The 19823-nt window shown below is 69.2% G+C and carries 20 protein-coding genes; 8 read left to right on the top strand and 12 right to left on the bottom strand.

What is annotated here, in order from left to right:
• Positions 1 to 14: 14 nt before the first annotated feature.
• From Q9R27_RS10275 to Q9R27_RS10245, 7 genes are all read right to left on the bottom strand, one after another.
• Positions 15 to 935 carry an MBL fold metallo-hydrolase gene (locus Q9R27_RS10275; RefSeq protein ID WP_311252287.1) on the bottom strand — a complete coding sequence of 307 codons (921 nt, stop codon included), beginning with the start codon at positions 933 to 935 and terminating at the stop codon, positions 15 to 17.
• A gap of 85 nt (positions 936 to 1020) precedes the next feature.
• Positions 1021 to 2010: a glycine betaine ABC transporter substrate-binding protein gene (locus Q9R27_RS10270; protein ID WP_311252286.1), complete on the bottom strand. Its 990-nt coding sequence runs from the start codon at positions 2008 to 2010 to the stop codon at positions 1021 to 1023.
• A gap of 52 nt (positions 2011 to 2062) precedes the next feature.
• The gene (locus Q9R27_RS10265) at positions 2063 to 3133 is read right to left on the bottom strand and encodes a proline/glycine betaine ABC transporter permease (protein WP_311252474.1); all 1071 of its coding nucleotides are present in this window, start codon (positions 3131 to 3133) and stop codon (positions 2063 to 2065) included.
• Positions 3134 to 3138: 5 nt separating this feature from the next.
• Positions 3139 to 4398, bottom strand: coding sequence for a betaine/proline/choline family ABC transporter ATP-binding protein (locus Q9R27_RS10260; protein ID WP_311252285.1), 1260 nt, complete (start codon positions 4396 to 4398; stop codon positions 3139 to 3141).
• Between the two features lie 170 nt (positions 4399 to 4568).
• Complete coding sequence (locus tag Q9R27_RS10255) at positions 4569 to 6119, bottom strand: adenylate/guanylate cyclase domain-containing protein (protein ID WP_311252284.1); 1551 nt, start codon at positions 6117 to 6119, stop codon at positions 4569 to 4571.
• A gap of 70 nt (positions 6120 to 6189) precedes the next feature.
• The gene (locus Q9R27_RS10250) at positions 6190 to 6798 is read right to left on the bottom strand and encodes a class I SAM-dependent methyltransferase (protein WP_311252283.1); all 609 of its coding nucleotides are present in this window, start codon (positions 6796 to 6798) and stop codon (positions 6190 to 6192) included.
• Between the two features lie 71 nt (positions 6799 to 6869).
• Positions 6870 to 7418, bottom strand: a complete 549-nt coding sequence (locus tag Q9R27_RS10245) for a TetR/AcrR family transcriptional regulator (protein ID WP_311252282.1) — start codon at positions 7416 to 7418, stop codon at positions 6870 to 6872.
• Between the two features lie 78 nt (positions 7419 to 7496).
• Between Q9R27_RS10245 and Q9R27_RS10240 the strand changes: the two genes are divergently transcribed.
• Genes Q9R27_RS10240 through Q9R27_RS10230 form a run of 3 tightly spaced genes read left to right on the top strand, consistent with a single transcriptional unit; the run spans position 7497 to position 11964 of the window.
• Positions 7497 to 9095, top strand: a complete 1599-nt coding sequence (locus Q9R27_RS10240; RefSeq protein WP_311252281.1) for a carboxyl transferase domain-containing protein — start codon at positions 7497 to 7499, stop codon at positions 9093 to 9095.
• A gap of 5 nt (positions 9096 to 9100) precedes the next feature.
• Positions 9101 to 11047: a biotin carboxylase N-terminal domain-containing protein gene (locus Q9R27_RS10235; protein ID WP_311252280.1), complete on the top strand. Its 1947-nt coding sequence runs from the start codon at positions 9101 to 9103 to the stop codon at positions 11045 to 11047.
• Positions 11044 to 11964, top strand: a complete 921-nt coding sequence (locus Q9R27_RS10230; protein ID WP_311252279.1) for a hydroxymethylglutaryl-CoA lyase — start codon at positions 11044 to 11046, stop codon at positions 11962 to 11964. Before Q9R27_RS10235 ends, Q9R27_RS10230 begins: the two co-directional genes overlap by 4 nt.
• A gap of 48 nt (positions 11965 to 12012) precedes the next feature.
• Here the strand turns inward: Q9R27_RS10230 and Q9R27_RS10225 are convergent, their stop codons facing one another.
• The gene (locus tag Q9R27_RS10225; RefSeq protein ID WP_311252278.1) at positions 12013 to 12696 is read right to left on the bottom strand and encodes an EcsC family protein; all 684 of its coding nucleotides are present in this window, start codon (positions 12694 to 12696) and stop codon (positions 12013 to 12015) included.
• A 69-nt stretch (positions 12697 to 12765) separates the two neighbouring features.
• On the opposite strand from Q9R27_RS10225, the gene aat reads away from it, so the two are divergent.
• The 4 genes from aat (at position 12766) to Q9R27_RS10205 (ending at position 15235) form a co-directional block, all read left to right on the top strand.
• On the top strand, positions 12766 to 13431 hold the full coding sequence (gene aat / locus Q9R27_RS10220; protein ID WP_311252277.1) for a leucyl/phenylalanyl-tRNA--protein transferase: 666 nt from the start codon (positions 12766 to 12768) through the stop codon (positions 13429 to 13431).
• Positions 13432 to 13527: 96 nt separating this feature from the next.
• Entirely contained in the window at positions 13528 to 13914 is a 387-nt protein-coding gene (locus Q9R27_RS10215; protein WP_311252276.1) for a hypothetical protein, read from the top strand.
• A gap of 217 nt (positions 13915 to 14131) precedes the next feature.
• The gene (locus Q9R27_RS10210; RefSeq protein ID WP_311252275.1) at positions 14132 to 14497 is read left to right on the top strand and encodes a hypothetical protein; all 366 of its coding nucleotides are present in this window, start codon (positions 14132 to 14134) and stop codon (positions 14495 to 14497) included.
• Positions 14498 to 14728: 231 nt separating this feature from the next.
• The gene (locus tag Q9R27_RS10205) at positions 14729 to 15235 is read left to right on the top strand and encodes a PT domain-containing protein (protein ID WP_311252274.1); all 507 of its coding nucleotides are present in this window, start codon (positions 14729 to 14731) and stop codon (positions 15233 to 15235) included.
• 99 nt (positions 15236 to 15334) lie between these two features.
• Here Q9R27_RS10205 and Q9R27_RS10200 read toward each other — a convergent pair whose 3' ends face one another.
• The 4 genes from Q9R27_RS10200 to Q9R27_RS10185 form a co-directional block, all read right to left on the bottom strand.
• Complete coding sequence (locus tag Q9R27_RS10200; RefSeq protein ID WP_311252273.1) at positions 15335 to 16159, bottom strand: hypothetical protein; 825 nt, start codon at positions 16157 to 16159, stop codon at positions 15335 to 15337.
• Positions 16160 to 16307: 148 nt separating this feature from the next.
• Entirely contained in the window at positions 16308 to 17084 is a 777-nt protein-coding gene (locus Q9R27_RS10195) for a helix-turn-helix transcriptional regulator (protein ID WP_311252272.1), read from the bottom strand.
• 66 nt (positions 17085 to 17150) lie between these two features.
• Positions 17151 to 17483 carry a rhodanese-like domain-containing protein gene (locus tag Q9R27_RS10190; protein WP_311252271.1) on the bottom strand — a complete coding sequence of 111 codons (333 nt, stop codon included), beginning with the start codon at positions 17481 to 17483 and terminating at the stop codon, positions 17151 to 17153.
• Positions 17484 to 17493: 10 nt separating this feature from the next.
• On the bottom strand, positions 17494 to 18375 hold the full coding sequence (locus Q9R27_RS10185; protein WP_311252270.1) for a DNA-formamidopyrimidine glycosylase family protein: 882 nt from the start codon (positions 18373 to 18375) through the stop codon (positions 17494 to 17496).
• A gap of 80 nt (positions 18376 to 18455) precedes the next feature.
• Between Q9R27_RS10185 and Q9R27_RS10180 the strand changes: the two genes are divergently transcribed.
• Entirely contained in the window at positions 18456 to 19670 is a 1215-nt protein-coding gene (locus Q9R27_RS10180; protein WP_311252269.1) for an ATP-binding protein, read from the top strand.
• Positions 19671 to 19823 lie beyond the last annotated feature (153 nt).

Below are 19823 nucleotides of genomic sequence, written 5' to 3'. Positions count from 1 at the left end.
GCGAAACACACCGATCAGATCAACCCGCGCCAAGGATCCTCGCGTCGCCACAGGGTCGGCAAGTGCAGGTCCACCCGGTCGGCCTCGGCGTACGAGGTGAACAGCCGCATGGTCAGGTCGAGGTCGTCCCCGGCATAGGACAGGGCTCGCAATGGCTCGTCGAGGCCGCGGAAGAAGTCGTCCCAGTGGATCAGCACGACACGGCGAGCTCCGACGGCCCGCACGGTCTCGGCCCAGTAGGTGCGGAGGTAGTCCTCGGACTGGATCCCGAGCTGACCCACCCCGAGATAGACAACGTCCGCGCGGTGCCCGGCCAAGGCGCCCGGGACGAACCCGGCACTGCCCTGGACCAGGGCCGACCAGCCCTCGACGTGCGCGATCAGGGTCGACCATGATTCGCCGCACCGGTACGCCGAGGCCCGCGCTGGCGGGGTCACGGGAGCCTCGATCGTCCCCGGGTAACGGTCCGGTGGGCAGTGTGCCCCCTCGATCAGGGTCACGGTGAAGTCGCCGAAATACAGGGCCTCCCCGGGCGTGGCGACGGTGATCTGCTCCTCGGCCAGGCCGTGCCCGCGGCCCACGTTCGCACTCGACCTGCCACCGACCAGGACCGCGCCGGTGCTGCGCGCGACGTCGGCGGAGTCCATCACATGGTCGAAGTGGCTGTGCACCGGCAGCACGGCCGCCAGTCGTTCGATGTCGGCGCGACGCAGCGCGGAGTCGATGCGCGCGCGGTCAGGGGAGAGCCTGCCCAGCGCGACCTTGATCAACGAAGGACGGGAGAAGAAGCCGTCCGTGAGCAACGACGTACGCCCGTCGGTGATCAGCAGGCTGGCGACGCCGAGGAAGGTGACCGATCGGGCGCCGGTTGCCGGTGGCACGTCGAAGTGGTCCGCCCAGGCGGCGAGGTCGGGTCGGCCCAGGCGGATGCGCATGACAGGAGGCTAGGTCGTCATGTGTGCAGACGCCACTGGGCACCACTCCGCGCAGGAGTGATGCCCAGTGGCTGGGACCAATGGATCAGCCCAGGGTGTCCACCCAGTCAGGGTTCGCTTCCAGCCATGCCGCGACTGCTTCGGCTTCCTTGCCCTCGCCGTACTCGTTGACCACGAGGTCTTCCAGCGATCCGTACTGCTCGTCGTCCAGCTTGGCGTTGCCCATCTTCTGGGCGATGTCGGGATATTCGTCGGAGAAGCCCTTGGTGGCGATGAAGTGCAGGCCCTCCGGCTCACCCAGCGCACCCTTCGGGTCCTCGAGGTCCTTCACCGGGAACTTGCTGTTGGCCCAGAACGGACGCCACAGCGTGACCACGATGTCTTCCTTGTTGTCGATGGCGGTCTGCAGCTCGGTGAGCATCCCGTTCGTCGAGGAGGTCTTCAGGTCGTAGTCCTCGAGGCCGTACTCAGGAATCACGCTCTGCTCGGTGACCTCGGTCAGGCCCGCTCCGGGCTCGATGCCGATGATCTGGCCGTCGAAGCGGTCCGCGCAGCCAACGAGGTCCTCGATCGAGTCGATGTCGACGTACTCCGGGACCGCGATGGTGAGCTTGGCGGCGTCGTAGTAGGCGCCGAGGTCCTCGAGCTGGTCGCCGTACTGCTCCATGTACGACGCGTGGGTCACCTCGGGCCACGCCGAGGGATAGATGTCGACGTCACCCTGGGCGACACCGGTGTAGAGCGGTGCAGCGTCCGCGATCTCCTTGATCTCGACCTTGTAACCGTCCTGCTCGAGCAGGTTCTGCCACAGGTAGGCCATCGACAGCCCGTCACTCCAGCTCGGGATGATGCCGAGGGTGATGGTGTCGCCGGGGGCAGGCGCCGTCCTGGTGCGCGCCTGGGTGGTCGAGGCGGGTGCAACGCGGGCCACTGCCTGGCTGGTGTTGGTCGCGATGGTGTCGGCCTCGTTGTCGGTCAGGGCTTGTGCCACTGCCTGGCTGGAGCCGCAGTCCGCCGCCGAGTTGTCGTCATCGCTCCCGCAGGATGCGAGAGTCAGCCCGACTCCCAGGGTCATCAGTCCAGCTACGACTCGGTGTGCTGTCTTCGTCCGCTTCATTCGTCGTTCCTCACTGCTCTGTGGGATCTGTCCCACTCATCGTTTCCCGAGACGGATCTGCTGTCGTGTCCTTCTTCCTTGTTCCTCCTCCAACTCCGGCTGGGGTGAGTTCGTCGGTGGGGTCGTGGGTGGCGGCGCTGTCGGGATCGTCGGCCTCGGCCCGCCGGCGGCCGAAGAGCCAGCCGCCGAGGGCGGAGAACCGCCCCTGCCCAGGGTTGCGCTGGCCGACCGCGGCGGTGACGCGGTCGAGGAAGATGGCGAGCACGACCACCGACAGTCCGGCTTCGAACCCGAGCCCGATGTTCAGTCTGGAAATGGACTTGGTGACCTGCCCGCCCAGTCCCTCGGCGCCGACCAGGCCCGCGATCACGGCCATCGAGAGGGCGAGCATGATGACCTGGTTGATGCCGGCCATCACCGTGGGCATGGCGAGCGGCAACTGCGTCTCACGGAGGATCTGGCCCGGCTTGGCCCCGAAGGCATGGCCCGCCTCGATCACCTCGGGGTCGACCTGCCGGATGCCCAGCTCGGTGAGTCGCACGCCGGGCGGCAGCGCGAAGATCACCGTGGCAGCCACGCCGGCTGCGACGTTCAGGCCGAAGAGGGACACCACGGGCACGAGCCAGACGAAGGCCGGCATCGTCTGCATCAGGTCCATCACCGGACGCACCAGCCGGCTGAACCAGTCCCAACGGGCGGCCAGGATCCCCAGGGGTATGGAGATCAGCAGTGCGACCACGGTCGCGAAGGCGACCAGGGCGAGTGTCTCCATGGCGTAGTGCCATTGCTGCATCGAGATGATGAAGACCATCCCGAGCAAGGTGCCTGTAGCCAGCTTCCAGTCCTTGGCCAGCCAGGCGAGCAGGGCGAAGAGCACTGCGACGAAGATCGGAGCGGGGCCGTTGAGCACGCTGATGATCCAGTCGACCGAATCAGTGATCGCGTTGCCGACCGACCGCAGGAACTGGCCCCAGTGCTCCTTGATCCAGCCGAAGGCCTCGTTGATCCGTTCGCCCACCAGGAAGCGAGGGATGCCATCGACCTTGTCGTCGAGGTCGAACCAGTCGTCGAGGATCTGCATGGTGTTCACGCTCGTGCCTCCTCCACGTCGTGGCCGGTCTCAGCCGGCGAGCCGTCCCGGTTGCCTCCATCGCCGTCGCTGCCGCTCAGCTGTCCGGTGGTGCCAAGCGCACTCAGCAGCGTCACGCGGGCGATGACACCTTCGAGACGACCCTCCGCGTTGACCACGGCCAGGGGCACCGGACTCTCGGCGGAGGCCGTGAACATCTCTGCGATCAGCGTGTCCGGGGTGACCACATGCGGCTGGATCATGTGCCCCTCGACGGTGTCATGACCGCGCGCCACGGCCTCGGCGATGGCCGACTCGGTGACGGCACCCAGCAGACGACGTGACCGGTCCACGACCATCAGGCCGGAGAGCTGGTTCTCCCGGATCAGTTTGTGAGCCGCTCGCGGCCCCTGGTCCGCGCCGAGCAGCGCCACGGGCGCCTCCATCACCGAGGCCGCGTTGAGCACTCGGGTCCGATCGACGTCCTGGACGAACTGGGCCACGTAGTCATTGGCGGGGTCGTTGAGGATCTGCTCGGCGGTGCCCTGCTGGACCACGCGGCCATCGCGCATCATCGCGATCCGATCACCCAGCCGCATCGCCTCGTTGAGGTCGTGGGTGATGAAGAGGATGGTCTTGTCCAGCTTGTCCTGCAGGTCGATGAGCTGGTCTTGCATCTCCCGGCGGATCAACGGGTCCAGGGCGCTGAACGCCTCGTCCATCAGCATGATGTCGGTCTGCGCGGCGAGAGCGCGGGCCAAGCCGACTCGCTGACGCATCCCGCCAGAGAGGTCTCCGGGCAGGACGCCGCCCCAGCCGCCGAGGCCGACGAGCTGGAGTGCTTCCTCTGCCCTGTCGAACCGATCACTCTTGTTGATGCCACGGACCTTCAATCCGTACGCCGCGTTCTCGCCCACGGTCCGGTGGGGGAGCAGGGCGAAGTGCTGGAAGACCATGCTGATCTTCTCCCGCCGGATCGCACGCAACTTGCTCGAACCCAGGCCGGACAGGTCCACGCCATCGATCACGACTGAACCCGAGGTGGGCTCGATGAGTCGGTTGACCAGCCTGATCAACGTCGACTTCCCGGATCCGGACAGCCCCATCACCACGAAGATCTCGCCAGGCTCGACGTTGATGGACGCGTCGATCACCGCGGCGGTGAGGCCGTCGGCGAGCAGGTCCTCACGGGTCTCGCCTGCTGCCAGTCGCTCCAGCCCGCGGTGGGGTCGACGTCCGAAGATCTTGTGTATTCCTGACAGTTCGATCAGGGACACGCGTTCAATTCACCTCTGGGATGGTGGTGGCGACGCGGCGCGATCTCGCACGGACTTTGCGATGTTGCGCTGTGCGCGTCGTGGCCCCCCGGCCATGGCCATCGCCTCGAACGTAACAGAGATTGTCGACATTTGTCAGGACGGACAACGTGCCGGGAGGGTCGACGGCGTCAGCGAACGAGGCTGGCGACTCCCGTGGGCTCCGCCCGTCCGCGCAGTACGACGGGTGGTTCCGCGGCCCAGTGGTTGCCCTCGTCGTCGGCGGCCGCGGCCACGGTGTCGGCCATGGCCAGGATGTCGCCCTCGACGCCTTTGGCGAGGTCGGTCAGCCGGGCGGCAGCATTGACCGCGTCGCCGATCACCGTGTATTCGAACCGCGACTCGTCGCCGATGTAACCGGCGACGACCTCGCCGGTGGAGATCCCGATCCCGAAGCCGATCTCGGGCACCTCGACCCGGAGTCGGTCGGCCATCGCCCGGGCCGCGGCCAGGGCTGCGGTGGGGTGGTCGGCCAGGGCGACCGGCGCCCCGAAGATGGCGAGAACGGCGTCGCCCATGAACTTGTTGACCAGTCCGCCCTGGGCGTCGACCTCGTCGACCACGACGGCACAGAACCGGTTCAGCATCGAGACCACGTCGTCGGCCGGGTGTTCGGTGGCATAGGTGGTGGAGCCGACCAGGTCGATCATCAGCGTGGACACCTCGAGGGTGCGTCCGCCGAGTTCGAGGGTGTCGGTCGAGGTAGCGGCCGCGGCGACCTGGTGGCCGACGTGGCGCCCGAAGAGGTCGCGGATCCGTTCCCGCTCGGCCAGCCCGTGCGACATCGCGTTGAAGCCGGACTGCAGTTCTCCCAGTTCGGTGCCGTCATAGACGACCACTTCGACGCCGAACTCACCGTCCCGGATCCGTTCCAGAGCCCCCCTCACTGCCGCGATCGGCCCGGTGACGGCACCGGCGGTCAGGCTGGTGACGAGCAGCCCGAAGAAAAGGATCACGGCGGAGAGGCCGAGGACCACCACGGCGAACTGCCTCGGGGAGGCGTTGGGCGTGGAGAGCACCACGATCGCGCCGATGACCAGGCCCAGGACAGGGGCCGCGGTGCCGAGGAACCAGAAGACCACCAGCCGGCCTCGCACTCCGAGCATCCCGAGGCGTACGTCGGTGGGGGCGTCGGAGAGGGCGCGGGCTGCCACCGGGCGGAGTGCGAACTCGGCGAAGAGATAGGCGACCGAGGAGACCACGACGCCGGCGATCACCACGGCGAAGGCGACGCTGAGCACGGCAGCGGGCTGCAGCAGTGCGGCGAGGAGCGTGTGCAGTGCGGCGCCGACGCCCCACAGCAGGGCCTGCATCAGGCTCAGGCGCCAGGGCAGGCGCAGTGCGGCCCGGCGCTCTGCCGCAGTGGGCACTTCCTCCCGGGTCGCCCAGCGGAGCGCGGCAAGCGTGGTGACGGTGCCATAACTGGCGCCCAGCACCACTGCGACGCCGACATAGGTGGGCCCGCTGATCGCCACCGCGATCGCGAACTCCCGGGCGATCTTCTCGCCGGGGATGATCACCAGCATCAGGGCCAGCACGATGCCGGCGCCGATGACGTTGGTGCCGACCAGGAGGACGGAGAGCAGCAACTGGATCCTGACCCGCAGGCGGCGCGGTCCCTGGTCGGCCGGGCCGAGGAGCAGGGAGCCGAAGGCGCGGGAGTCAGGTCGGGTGGTGGTCATCGCGACTGCTCAACGATCAGGTGGGCGCGGGGTCACCGGCCAGGAGTCGCGGAGTCGCCGACCGGACGGTTCATCCCCGGAAGACGGAGACGGCCCAGTCACTCCCGGACGTGAACGGGTCCAGGTTCCAGGTGCCGAACCGGTGCTCGAGCCTCCACCCCACCGCGGCGGCGTGCTCGTCGAGGGAGGCGAGCGGATAGGCCCGGTCGATGTGGAAGCCGAAGACGACCCGACCACCAGGAGCCAGGACGCTGGCCATCCCGGCCACGATCGTCGGTTCGGTGCCGGGCTCCACGAAGGGCATCACGTTGCCGGTGCACACGATCAGGTCGAAGGGGCCGCCGAGGTCGGGGGAGAGGTCGACCAGGTTCAGCACCCGCAGGTCCGCGCCCGGGTGCTGCTCGCGACCGGCCTCGATCAGCAGCGGGTCGGCGTCGACGCCGATCACCCGGTGGCCCCGCTGGGTGAGTGCGTGGGTGATCCGACCGGCACCGCAGCCGGCGTCGAGGATCGCGCTGCCCGGCGTGGCCATCGCGTCGATCAGCCGCGCCTCGCCGTCGATGTCGTTGCCCTCGGCCTGGATCCTGACGAAGCGCTGCGCGTAGTCCTGGCGCTGCTCCAGGGAGCGCTCGGTGAACCAGCGGGTCGGCTTCGCCTCGGCAGTGGGTACGTCGTCCATGTGGCCATCATGCCCGCCCTGGCAGGGCACCACGAGGGCGGCTCACGAGCCGGCGTTCACGAGACCGGCGTTCACAAGCCGAGCGCCCGCAGCGCCATCTCCCGCAGCAGCGCCCGCATCCGGTCCTCGGGCAGGAACGCGCTGTGCGGGGTGGAGTTGAGCAGCCCGAAGGTGGCATGCGCCCGCGCCTGAGCCTCCACCTCGTCCAGTGCCGGGTCGAGGCGACACAACTGGGTGGCCCACAGGTCGACGTACGCTCGCTGCAGTCCGCGGACCCGTTCGCGGGCCTCGACGGGCAGGGCCGCCCAGTCCCGGTCCTGGACCACGATCAGTGCCTTGTTGCCCAGGGCGAAGTCGGTGTGCCAGGCGACCAGCGCCTCGAGCGCGGCCGCCGGGTCACCGGCCGCACCCTCGACCCGTTCAGTGCCGACCCGGAGCAATTCCTCGCTGATCGCGACCAGCATCTCGGCCAGGATCGCGTCCTTGGCCGGGAAGTGCTTGTAGAGGCCGGGTCCGCTGATCCCGACCGCGGCGCCGATCTCCCCGACTGAGACGCCATGGAAGCCGTGTTCGGCGAAGAGTGTCGCGGCGGTGGCGAGGATCTGCTCCCGGCGGTTCATGCCGCTCAGGTTAGCGATCCTTCACCACCTCCGTCGGGGGCCTTGCAATCCACGGGACGGTTAGTGATCATTAACCACATGACGGAATCTCCCGCCCCGCCCACGCTGCGAGACCTGGTCGCTGACCTGCGCAGCCGGCTGGCCGCCGTACGCAACGACGGCGCCGGCGGCAACGAAGCGTCCCGGACTCGGCACACCGACCGCGGCAAGTTGCTGGTCCGCGACCGCGTGGACCGCCTGCTCGACCCGGGCAGCCCGTTCCTCGAGTTCAGCCCGCTCGCCGCGACCGGGATGTACCAGGCGAGCGAGGCCGGCGGCGACGCCGTCCCCAGCGCCGGGATCGTCACCGGCATGGGCCAGGTCAGCGGCCGCACCGCCGTGGTGATCGCCAACGACGCCACCGTCAAGGGCGGCACCTATTACCCAGTCACGGTCAAGAAGCACCTGCGGGCCCAGGAGATCGCCCGCGCCAACCGGCTCCCGGTGATCAGCCTGGTCGACTCCGGCGGCGCCTTCCTGCCGATGCAGGACGACGTCTTCCCCGACCGCGAGCACTTCGGCCGGATCTTCTTCAACCAGGCCAACATGAGCGCCGAGGGCATCGCCCAGGTCGCCGCCGTGATGGGGTCGTGCACCGCAGGCGGCGCCTACGTCCCGGCGATGTCGGACGAGACGGTGATCGTCAAGGACCAGGGCACCATCTTCCTCGGCGGGCCGCCCCTGGTGAAGGCCGCCACCGGCGAGGTCGTCACGGCCGAGGAACTCGGCGGCGGCGACGTTCACGCCCGCACCTCCGGCGTCGTAGACCACCTCGCCGGCGACGACGCCCACGCGCTGGCCATCGTCCGCGGCATCCTTGCCACCGTCCCCGGTCCCGGCCCGGCGCCGTGGCAGGTCACCGAGGTCGAGGAGCCGGTCGAGGACCCCGAGGGCCTGTACGACGTGGTGCCCACCGACACCCGCACGCCGTACGACGTACGCGAGGTGATCCGCCGCATCGTCGACGGCTCCCGCTTCCAGGAGTTCAAGCAACTCTATGGCGAGACCCTGGTGACCGGCTTCGCCCGGATCTGGGGCCACCCGGTCGGCATCGTGGCCAACAACGGCATCCTCTTCAGCGAGTCCAGCCTCAAGGGCGCCCACTTCATCGAGCTGTGCAACCAGCGCAAGATCCCGCTGGTCTTCCTGCAGAACATCTCCGGCTTCATGGTTGGGCGCGAATACGAGAACAACGGCATCGCCCGCGACGGCGCCAAGCTGGTCACCGCAGTCGCCTGCTCGGTCGTGCCCAAGTTCACCGTCGTGATCGGCGGCTCCTTCGGCGCCGGCAACTACGGCATGTGCGGGCGCGCCTACGACCCGCGCTTCCTGTGGATGTGGCCCAACGCCCGGATCTCGGTGATGGGCGGCGAACAGGCCGCCTCCGTCCTCGCCACCGTCAAGCGCGACGGGCTGGAGAAGTCCGGCCAGGAGTGGAGCGCCGAGGACGAGGAGGCGTTCAAGGACCCGATCCGGGAGCAGTACGACGCCCAGGGCTCGCCCTACTACTCCACCGCCCGGCTGTGGGACGACGGCGTGATCGCCCCGGTCGACACCCGCCGCGTCTTGGGCCTGGGCCTGGCGGCCGCCGCCCAGTCCCCGATCCCCGAGCCGCGCTACGGCGTCTTCAGGATGTGAACCCGATGACCACCACGCTCTCCTCGGTCCTGGTCGCCAACCGCGGCGAGATCGCGCTACGGGTGATCCGCGCAGCGCGGTCCCTGGGCATCCGCTCGATCGCGGTCTACACCGACCCGGACGCCGGTGCCCCGCACACCCGCGAGGCCGACCAGGCGATCCACATCTCCTCCTACCTCGACATCGACGCGATCATCGACGCTGCCCGCGAGGCCGACGCCGCGAGCATCCACCCCGGCTACGGCTTCCTCTCCGAGCGCGCCGAGTTCGCCCGCGCGGTCGAGGCGGCCGGCATCGTCCTGGTCGGCCCGAGCGCCGCGGTGATGGAGCAGATGGGCCGCAAGGACGCGGCCCGCGAGATCGCCATCGCGGCCGGCGTACCGGTGGTGCCCACCGACGCCCGCGACTTCCCGGTCCTGGTCAAGGCCGCCGCCGGCGGCGGGGGCAAGGGGATGCGGATCGTCCGCAGCGCCGACGAGTACGACGAGGCGGTGGCCGCCGCACGACGCGAGGCCGCCAGTGCCTTCGGTGACGACACCATCCTGGTCGAGAAGTACGTCGAACGCGGTCGCCACATCGAGGTCCAGGTGCTTGCCGACCACCACGGCACCGTGGTCCACCTCTTCGAGCGCGACTGCTCCACCCAGCGTCGCCACCAGAAGGTGCTGGAGGAAGCGCCCGCGCCGACCATCAGCGAACAGGCCCGCCAACGCGTGCTCGACGCCGCGGTCAACCTGGCCCGCGAGGTCGGCTACACGAATGCCGGCACGGTGGAGTTCCTGCTCGACGAGGCCAGCGGGGAGGCCTACTTCCTGGAGATGAACACCCGGCTCCAGGTCGAGCACCCGGTCACCGAGGCTGTCGTCGCCCACACCCCGACCGGCGAGAAGATCGACCTGGTCCAGTTGCAATTGCAGATCGCGGCCGGCGCCGCGCTCCCGTTCAGCCAGGACGATCTGTGGGTCGACGGCCACGCCATCGAGGCCCGGATCTATGCCGAGGACCCGTTCGCCGACTTCCTGCCCCAGGCGGGCACCGCCGGACTGGTCCACTGGCCGGCGTTCGCCCGCTGCGACGTGGCGCTGGAGTCCGGGCAGGTGGTGAGCACCGCCTTCGACCCGATGCTGGGCAAGGTGATCGTCCACGGCGCCGACCGGGAGGCGGCACGCACGGCGCTGGTCCGCGCCCTGGACCAGGTGTCCATCCTCGGGTTGCGGACCAACACCGGATTCCTGCGCGCGCTTGCCGCCTCGGACGAGTTCCGCGACGCGACCATCGACACCGCCTGGCTGGACCGCAACCACCTCGACGCCCCCGACGAGGCCGTGGCCCGCCTCTTCGCCGCCTGGGCGGCCGCGCCGGAGGTCGGCACCGGTCCGCTGCGCCTGGACGGGTGGCGCGACGGGGCCCGGCCGGCGCCAGTCGTGGTCGAACTGGACCGCGACATCGCAGTCGACCGGCACAGCGCTGACCAGAGCCACACCGGGCCGGGTCGCAGTGGCACCGTGGACGGCGTACCCGTGGTCGAGTCGCACTCCCACGCCCACCGCGACCAGCAGGGACGGCTGCTCGGCACCCGCACCGTGCTGGCCATCGACGGCGTCCGGCACGGCGCGACCACTGCCGTGGACGCCCACCAGGTCGAGGTGGTGCACCGCGGACAGCGCCACGTCTTCGCCCGGCCCGACGTCTTCGGCGACACCGGCCCGGCGCTGGGGGACGGCACCGTGGTCGCCCCGATGCCGGGGACGATCCTTGACCTCCGGGTGGCCACCGGCGACCGGGTCGAGGCCGACGACGTGCTCGGCGTCGTGGAGGCGATGAAGATGGAACTCGCCCTCAAGGCCCCCTTCGCCGGCGTCGTGACCACCGCAGGCCACGCGGTCGGCGACCAGGTCGCGCTCGGCGACGTACTCTTCGAGGTGGAGCCGGAGGAGGTGAGCGACCAGTGAGCGCCCACCCGATCAGCGGCCTGCCCGAGCAGGTCACCATCTGGGAGGTCGGCCCGCGCGACGGGCTGCAGAACGAGAAGGCGATCGTCAACGTGGCCACCAAGGCCGACTTCGTACGCCGCCTGCTCGCCACCGGCCTGCCGGTCGTCGAGGCGACCAGCTTCGTCCACCCGAAGTGGGTGCCACAACTGGCCGACGCCGCCGAACTGATGACGCTGCTGGACAACCCGGAACTCCCGGTGCTGGTGCCCAACGAGCGCGGGCTGGACCGCGCCCTGGAGCTCGGGCTGAAGCACATCGCGATCTTCGGCAGCGCCACCGAGACGTTCGCCCAGCGCAACCTGAACCGCGGGCTGGACGAGCAGTTCGCGATGTTCGCCCCGACCGTACGCCGCGCCCGCGACGCCGGGATGGACGTGCGCGCCTATGTGTCGATGTGCTTCGGCGACCCGTGGGAGGGGGACGTGCCCGTCGACCAGGTGGTCGGCGTCGGCAAGCGGCTCTTCGACCTCGGCGCGAGCCAGCTCAGCCTGGGCGACACGATCGGCGTCGGCACGGCCGGGCACGTCAAGGAACTGATCGGCGCCTTCGCCGCGGCCGGCCTGGGCACCGGGCACCTGGCCGTCCACTTCCACGACACCTATGGCCAGGCACTGGCCAACGCGTACGCCGCCCTCGAGATGGGCATCACCACCTTCGACGCCAGCGCCGGTGGGCTGGGTGGCTGTCCCTATGCGGAGAGCGCGACCGGCAACCTCGCCACCGAGGACCTGGTCTGGATGCTCGACGGGCTCGGCATCGCGCACGGGGTCGACCTGCCGGCCCTGGTCGCGACGAGCACGTGGATGGCCGGGCACCTGGGGCGCCCGAGCCCGAGTCGGGTGGTCAACGCGCTGGCGCCGAACGACAACGCCTGAGCAGCGGACCCGCCCCCACCTCGCCCCAGCCCGGCGACGCCGCGGCGCTCAGGACTGCTTCGCGCGCGGCAGCAGTTCCCTGGTCGCATAGCGGCCGATCCGCCACGTCGCCCAGGCGTCGGTGCCCATCCCGACGAAGCCACCCATCACCGGCACCCGGCGACCCACGGTCGAGGCCATCCGCTTGCCCGCGGCGCTGGCGATCAGTTCGGTCGCCACGACCTGGGCGATGGTGGCGTCCAGGTCGGGGTCGTGGACCGGCGCGGTGGCCAGCGCCATCGGCGGTGCCGGGACCCGCTTCTCCTTGACCGCCTTCTTCACGTCGTCCTCGCCGAGCAGGCAGAGCAGGATCGCGGTGCGCACCCGCGGGTCGGACAGGTCGTGGCCGCGCAGCGCCGCGATCACGGCCACCATCCGCGCCTGGATCAGTGCCAGGCCGACGATGTTGGCCGGGACCGTGGCGGCCGCGGTGACCAGGCCCCCGAGGTTGGTCGCGAAGCCCTGCGCTCCGGCGTACTCCACGTGCACCAGCACCGTCTTGGTGACCGCCTGCTTCACCTCGCCCCCGGCCCTCTCCAGCCGCTTGGCGGCGGCCTGCTCGGCGGAGGGGAGGGGCCCGACGCCCTCGATGGCGCGCCTCAGCGCCTCACGGACGAATCCGTGGGTGTAGGCAGGCGCCGCCTGGGTGATCTTGGGGGCGAGGCGCTTGCCGACGGTGCTTCCGATTCCCATGGCCCCATCCTGCCTCACCCGGGCCAACCTCCGAAGCCGTGTTGGCCACCACGGCCTAGTCTTCACACCATGCCGGTTGAGCCAGGAACCTCTCCCTGGGAGTTCCCCGATCCCGACATCGTGGGTGACGACCTGGTCGCCGCCGGGGCGGACCTGGCGCCGGCCACGCTGCTGGACGCCTATCGCAAGGGCCTCTTCCCGATGCCGATCTCGAACGGGTCGATCGGCTGGTGGTCGCCGCAGGTGCGCGGCGTACTGCCGCTGGACGGGTTGCGGGTGACCCGGTCGCTGCGGGCGTCGTGCCGCCGCTTCGAAATCCGGGTCAACACTGCGTTCCCCAGCGTGATCGACGCGTGCGCGGACCGCCGGCGCAACGGCGCCTGGATCGACGAGGACATCCGCGCGGCGTACGTCGAGTTGCACCGGCTGGGCTGGGCGCATTCGGTGGAGGCGTGGCGCGACGGGGAACTGGCCGGCGGGCTGTACGGCGTGGCCATCGGCGGGCTCTTCGCGGGGGAGTCGATGTTCCACCGCCAGCGCGACGCGTCCAAGGTGGCCCTGGTCGGCCTGGTGGACCTGCTCGACGACGGGAGCGAGGGGAGGCTGCTGGACGTGCAGTGGCGGACCGACCACCTGGCCAGCCTCGGCGTGGTGGAGATCCCGCGGGTCGACTACCTGGCCCTGCTGGGCGAGGCCCTGGCGCTGCCGTTGCCGGCCGCATTCGATGGTCCCTGAAAATTTCTTGAGAAATGTGGTGTAACCCAGGAGTCGGTTGGGCAGGGTGCCCTGCGACAACCCACAGAATGTCATTCACTGGAAGGTGAAAATCACATGCGCACCAAGCGTTTTTCCCTCGTCGTTGCCAGCCTTGCCCTTGTTGGCGGCATGACCGCTGCCTGCGGTGGTGGCTCCGGCGCCGACGCTCCGACGAACGCTTCGCAGGACGACTTCTGCGAGGCCTACATGAAGATCACCGAGGTCACTGACGCCGACGGCGCCAAGGACGTGGCCAAGGACCTGGCTGACATCGGCACCCCCGAGGGCATCAGCGACGAGGCGCGCAAGGGCTTCGAGGTCTACGTCGACGCGCTCGAGGACGCTGACGACGGCGACACCGAGACCCCGTGGGACGACGACGAGCAGGAGAACGTCACCGCGTTCCTGACCTGGGCCAGCACCACCTGCGTCCAGATGCCGAGCGGCACCGAGACCGAGTGATCTGGTTCGTGTGACGTCGCGCGTCCACGCGTGATGGGGACGCCCCCGGCCGCCTGGCCGGGGGCGTCTTCCCATGTGTCCCCGCACGTGCGTTTCATCTCTCCCATCTCACCTTGCCGACGTACGTCGCACGGTTGAGGCACAATCGTGCCCACGCGGCCTGACCTCGTGGGGGGCCAACGACGCAGCGGGCCCCTGGCCCGTGGAAGGAATGGACATGCGGACCAAGCGACTTGCACTCACCGGAGCCAGCCTCGTGCTGCTCGGCGGAATGATGACTGCCTGCGGCGGTGGCTCCGGCTCCGACGCCCCGACGAACGCCTCGAAGGAAGACTTCTGCGAGGCCTACAAGGCCGTCAACGAAGCCGAGGAGTTCGACGACGGCCGGGACGCCGTCGACGACCTCAAGGACGTCGGCACGCCGGAGGACATCCCGGACGACGCGCGCAACGGCTTCGAGGTCCTGATCGACGCGGTGAGCGACCTCAAGGACGAGGACGACGAGATCGATGACAGCGACTACACCGACGAGGAGCAGGAGAACGTCGGTGCCTTCCTGAGCTGGGTCAGCACCTACTGCTGAGGCCTGGTCCGGAGGGGGTGTCCTGCGGCGCGAGCCGCGGGGCGCCTCCTCCGGCGTTTCGTGGCCGCGATCCGCGCGCCCGCTGTGTCCGCAATTGGGCCGTACGTGCAGTGGGATGGCTCACATGCTGCAAGATTCTCGCGCCGAACATGTGTAGATCGCCGAATCGCGGGGCACTGTGTTCGACGGACAGAAACCACAGTCATCACTGCCCCCGAAAGGGTGAACCACATGCGCACCAAGCGTCTTTCCCTCATCGCCGCCAGCCTCGTGCTGCTCGGCGGCATGACCGCGGCCTGCGGCGACAACGACGACGAGAAGGCCGGCGAGTCCACCAGCACCCCGGCCGGTGGCGAGTCCAGCGACGCGCCCACCGACGAGCCGACCGACGACCCGACGGATGAGCCGACCGACGAGCCCACCGACGACCCGACGGACAACGGCGACGGCATCTCCGTCGACGAGTTCTGCCAGAACGCGATCAAGGCCGGTCAGGCCGAGGTCAGCGACGACTTCGCCGCCGCGCAGGAAGAGTGGAAGAAGTTCTACGCGGCCGGTGCGCCGTCCGACATCGATCCCGAGTCGGCCGAGGGCTTCAAGTGGTACCACGACCTGATCACCGCTGACGGCACCCAGCAGGAGCTGCAGCAGAAGTACGCCGCGGACACCGAGGGCCAGAAGGTCTTCGCGGCGTTCCAGGCGTACGTCGGCACCACCTGCGAGGCCTACGCCGGCTGATCACCACCAGCAGCACCACGAACGGGTGCCCCGGTCCACCGACCGGGGCACCCGTTCTTGTCCTGTGGTGCCCGCGGCACTGTGGGGCGATGCCCCTGGTCAACCCGCCAGGAATCCCGCGCCCCATTCTTGGATGACCTGTGTGATGTCTGGTTCTGGTACGAGCCCGCTGAGCGCCCGGTGTGCGAGCATCTCGAAATGCCCTTCCCTGAGGAGCGTCTCGGTGTGGATTCGTCCCTGGTGGACCGCGGTGCCACTGATCGGATCGGTCTCATGCGCATCGAAGACTTCGCGGACAGCAGCGCCGTCGCTGGTGGCTATCAGGCGCCAGACGTCAGCGCCGTCCTTGGCGCGCACTCGGTCCTTTAGGCCCTTCTCCCTGTCGGCGATCCGTTCCCCGATCTTGTGAGCCTTGGCGCAGATCAGGCCCGCGTGCCCGGCAACCCATGCCTCACGCCTGCTGCCGTCGGCAAAGTTTTCGACGGTCAACAGGTCCCGGTCGAGCACGGCGAGCTCCAACCCGGGTATGTGCCTGGTCGTCTGCTTGCCGTGGTGCGCCATCGCACGGGCACTGCGGCGTCCACCGCCGGCGATTGAGGTCGGAACGAGGAGGTCCACTTCGCCGAGGGGGGAACCGTCCTCGGCCAGTCCCCGACCCCAGAGTCCGGGTTGGTTCCCATAGCGTCTGCGGAGGGATGGATTGGCCTTGTGGAGGGGTTCCTCGAGTTCTGCCAGGGTTCTGAATCCGGCGGCTCGCAACGAGGCCTCAAGGTTGGGCTCATCTGTGACCAAGGCAGGGACGACGGCCAGGTCGCCGTCCTTCGTTGCCGAGGCAGCGAGGGGCAGGGATGTCGTGCGTTCGCGCACAGCGTGGGCACCTGCAATCACCAGGGCGTCCTTGTGTGGCGCCAAGGCGTCGAGCACGTCGCAGAGCGCCTGACGTGACTCGACCAGGAGTGCGTCGAGCCCAAGATATTGCTGTCGGGCTCCCGGATCCTGAGGCGTGGAGCCAGTCCCTGACGAGTTCACAGACCTCCCTGGTTGCTGACGACGGTTTCCGCCGAGTTCAGGATCAGGCAAGGGAAGGCTCCAGAAGGTGGTCGAGGACCCGATCGGCCTGCTCCGGCATCCGGTCGGTGCCGCCATAGCAATCCATGACTACTTGCCAATCCGAGGCGAACCATTCGTCGTCCACGCCCACTCGCCCGGCTTCGCTGTACCCGTCGAAGGGCAGGAGGACGATGGGCGCTCCCCATTCTCGTGGTCCTCGATAGGCAAGCCCGAGGGCGTTGACGGCGTCATCGACGTCGTTCACATAGAAGACGGGCATGCCGTCGGTGGCAACGGAGACGAGTCGATTGGCTGCACGGTCTCCGGTACGAGCGTAGGAGATTCCGGCTCCCTTGAGGCCCGCGCTGACTTCCATGGCCCCCCGGTCTTGACGCAGAAGGGCCGCGCCCGGTCGGCGGGTGAGCGTTGCGGCACGACCGGCCCGGAGGGCCAGCGCGCGCGTGTCGAGCACGGCAGGTTGGGCATCGCCCTGGATGTCGATGATCCCGAGCGTGTGCCAGCGCTCCAACCACGCCTCCGGGGCCGTCGGGCATTCACCGTCTCCGAGCAGCCAGCGGGCCGTTGCGATGGCTCCGGGCTGCGATGCCGGCTGAAATGATGGGTCCAGGTCGACTGCGGCCAGCAGGCGCATGGCCACGTCATAGGTGGGGTTCAGATTCCCCATTTCGACTCGCGAGACAGTCGAGGCCGATACGCCTGCGAGCGCCCCAACCTGACGGGTCGTCAGGTTGGCGATCTGACGACCCGCTCGGAAGCGAGATGCGAACTGGCTGGCCATGGAAGAACGATAGGCATGTCTGTTGCGTATACGCAACAGACATGGGATCGGTTGCTAGGTGAGGTCTCAGATGACGCCGGGCTCTTGGCCGTTCTCGCTGACCATCGGCCGCCCGGCGGCCTCCCAGTCGAGCATCCCGCCGTCGAGGTTGACCACGTCGCGCCCCTGGTGGGCCAGCCAGGCGGTGGCCTGGGCCGAGCGCCCACCCACCTTGCACACGACCAGCGTCTGCTCCAGCGGCACCTCGTCGAGGCGCTCGGGCAACTCCATCAGCGGGATGTGGACCGCCCCGGCGATGTGACCGGCCTGCCATTCGGCGTCCTCACGCACGTCGAGGACATGGAGGCCCTCGGGCAGGGGATCGGGGACGCCGGTGATGCTCACGGTGGGAACCTGCATGGGCGGCACGCTACTTCAAGAACTTGCTGGTCCGCCGGTCGGCGAGCGGTTTCCCGTCGGTCTGGCAGGTGGCGCAATACTGCAGGCTCGAGTCGGCGAAGGAGACCTCGCGCACCACGTCACCGCAGACCGGGCACGGCTTGCCGGTCTTGCCGTGGACGGCCAGGTTCGACTTCTTCTCGCCCTTCAGTTCGCTCATCGCGACGCCTTCGGCGCGGGCCACTGCGGCGGAGAGTACGTCGCGGATGGCGGCGTACAGCACCTCCACCTCGTCGGAGTCCAGGGAGTTGGCCGGCTTGAACGGCGACATCCGGGCCGCGTGCAGCAGTTCGTCGGAATAGGCGTTGCCGATGCCGGCGATGGTGCCCTGGTGGCGCAGCACTCCCTTGATCTGGCTGCGGCCGGCCTCGGTGAGGATCTTCTGCAGCACCTCGACGGTGAAGGCGTCGTCGAGCGGGTCGGGGCCCAGGCGGGCGACGCCGGGCACGTCCTGCGGTGAGCGGACGACGTACAGCGCGAGGCTCTTCTTGGTGCCGGCCTCGGTGATGTCCAGGCCGGCCTGGCTGCCGGACTCGTCCTCGTCGAGCACGATCCGCACCGCCAGCGGTGACTTGCCGCCAGGCCTGGGCGGCAGCGCCGGTACGTCGTCGCGCCACCGGATCCAGCCGGCGCGGGCCAGGTGGAGCACCAGGTGGAGTCCGCCCGCGGTGATGTCGAGGAACTTGCCGTGCCGAGCCACGCCCTCGACGAAGGTGTCCTCCACCGCGGACAGGGGCGGGTCGAACGTCTTCAGCGCGCTGAACGCGGCCAGGTGGACCGCGGTGATCGCGCGTCCGTCCAGACGCGCGGCGAGGTCACGGCTGAGCGCTTCGACCTCGGGCAACTCGGGCATGCCATCAGCCTACGCATCCGTGTCGAGGACTCGCTAGCAATGTCTAACGAGTTCGCTAGACAAGTCGATAGTCTCCGATCGTGGACCCGATCAGGAACCCGTATGCCCCCGGCGCTGGCCAGCGACCCCCCGAGCTCGCCGGCCGCGACGAGCAACTCGCCACCTTCGACGTGGTCCTCGAGCGGATCGCCCGCGGGCGCCCCGAGCGTTCCCTGGTGCTGACCGGCCTGCGCGGCGTCGGCAAGACGGTGTTGCTCAACGCGCTCCGCTCCGCCGCCGTACGCCGTCGCTGGGGCACCGGCAAGCTGGAGGCACGCCCCGACCAGGGCCTGCGCCGCCCGCTCTCCTCGGCGCTGCACCAAGCGGTCCGCGAACTGGGCCATCCGCAGTCCGACGACGTGGACCACGTGCTCGGCGTGATCCGCGCCTTCGCGCAACGCGACGCCGGCCCGGGCGCCAAGTTGCGCGAGCAGTGGAACCCGGGCATCGACGCGCCGCTGGTCAAGGGGCGTGCGGACTCGGGGGACATCGAGATCGACCTGGTCGAACTCTTCACCGACATCGGCGGGCTCGCGGCCGACGTCGGCAAGGGGGTGGCGGTCTTCATCGACGAGATGCAGGACCTGGGCCCCGATGACGTCTCCGCGCTCTGTGCGGCCTGCCACGAGATCAGTCAGTCGGGGCTGCCGGTGATCGTGGTGGGCGCCGGATTGCCGCACCTGCCCGCCGTACTGTCGGCGTCGAAGTCCTATTCCGAGCGCCTCTTCCGCTACCAGCGCATCGATCGGCTCTCCCGGGAGGCGGCCGACCGTGCCCTGGCGGCGCCGGCCGAGGACGAGGACGCCGCCTGGACCGATGCCGCGCTGGCGCAGATGTACGCCGTCACGGGCGGCTATCCCTACTTCATCCAGGCCTACGGCAAGGCGGTCTGGGACCAAGCCCCCCGCTCGCCGATCACCGACGAGGACGTCGCGGTCGCCGCACCCGCGGCGGAGGAGGAACTGGCCGTCGGGTTCTTCGGCAGCCGCTTCGAGCGGGCCACCCCCGGCGAGCGCGACTACCTGCGCGCGATGGCCGATGCGGCGATGGCGATCGCCGAGCGCGACGACGAGGAACTCGACGAGATCGGCTCGGTGCCCACCTCGGACGTGGCGACCGTCCTGGGCAAGAAGCCGCAGTCGCTCTCGCCGGCGCGCGATGCGCTGTTGAAGAAGGGGCTGATCTATTCGGGCGAGCGCGGCCGGATCGCCTTCACCGTGCCACACTTCGGTCGCTACCTGCGCGACCACGCGTGAGGACCAAGAACCCGAATGGCGAGAAGAAGAGCGTGACATCAGTGGTGCGTCGTCCGGCGGGTTTCCGTGCGGACATTGAGGGGATGCGGACGATTGCGATCGGTCTGGTGTTGATTTATCACGCTGGGGTGACGCAGTTGCCGGGTGGTTTCA

The sequence above is a fragment of the Nocardioides sp. AE5 genome (assembly GCF_031844485.1).
Taxonomy (GTDB): Bacteria; Actinomycetota; Actinomycetes; order Propionibacteriales; family Nocardioidaceae; genus Nocardioides.
Note: the sequence above shows the minus strand (reverse complement) of the source record. Positions and strands in the feature narration are given on the sequence as shown.

Bases quoted from the DNA above. Each gene is read 5' to 3' on its own strand.
- Q9R27_RS10275 (WP_311252287.1), bottom strand. From the start codon at position 935: ATGCGCATCCGCCTGGGCCGACCCGACCTCGCCGCCTGGGCGGACCAC.
- Q9R27_RS10270 (WP_311252286.1), bottom strand. From the start codon at position 2,010: ATGACCCTGGGAGTCGGGCTGACTCTCGCATCCTGCGGGAGCGATGAC.
- Q9R27_RS10265 (WP_311252474.1), bottom strand. From the start codon at position 3,133: ATGCAGATCCTCGACGACTGGTTCGACCTCGACGACAAGGTCGATGGC.
- Q9R27_RS10255 (WP_311252284.1), bottom strand. From the start codon at position 6,119: ATGACCACCACCCGACCTGACTCCCGCGCCTTCGGCTCCCTGCTCCTC.
- Q9R27_RS10250 (WP_311252283.1), bottom strand. From the start codon at position 6,798: ATGGACGACGTACCCACTGCCGAGGCGAAGCCGACCCGCTGGTTCACC.
- Q9R27_RS10245 (WP_311252282.1), bottom strand. From the start codon at position 7,418: ATGAACCGCCGGGAGCAGATCCTCGCCACCGCCGCGACACTCTTCGCC.
- Q9R27_RS10240 (WP_311252281.1), top strand. From the start codon at position 7,497: ATGACGGAATCTCCCGCCCCGCCCACGCTGCGAGACCTGGTCGCTGAC.
- Q9R27_RS10235 (WP_311252280.1), top strand. From the start codon at position 9,101: ATGACCACCACGCTCTCCTCGGTCCTGGTCGCCAACCGCGGCGAGATC.
- Q9R27_RS10225 (WP_311252278.1), bottom strand. From the start codon at position 12,696: ATGGGAATCGGAAGCACCGTCGGCAAGCGCCTCGCCCCCAAGATCACC.
- aat (WP_311252277.1), top strand. From the start codon at position 12,766: ATGCCGGTTGAGCCAGGAACCTCTCCCTGGGAGTTCCCCGATCCCGAC.
- Q9R27_RS10215 (WP_311252276.1), top strand. From the start codon at position 13,528: ATGCGCACCAAGCGTTTTTCCCTCGTCGTTGCCAGCCTTGCCCTTGTT.
- Q9R27_RS10210 (WP_311252275.1), top strand. From the start codon at position 14,132: ATGCGGACCAAGCGACTTGCACTCACCGGAGCCAGCCTCGTGCTGCTC.
- Q9R27_RS10205 (WP_311252274.1), top strand. From the start codon at position 14,729: ATGCGCACCAAGCGTCTTTCCCTCATCGCCGCCAGCCTCGTGCTGCTC.
- Q9R27_RS10195 (WP_311252272.1), bottom strand. From the start codon at position 17,084: ATGGCCAGCCAGTTCGCATCTCGCTTCCGAGCGGGTCGTCAGATCGCC.
- Q9R27_RS10190 (WP_311252271.1), bottom strand. From the start codon at position 17,483: ATGCAGGTTCCCACCGTGAGCATCACCGGCGTCCCCGATCCCCTGCCC.
- Q9R27_RS10185 (WP_311252270.1), bottom strand. From the start codon at position 18,375: ATGCCCGAGTTGCCCGAGGTCGAAGCGCTCAGCCGTGACCTCGCCGCG.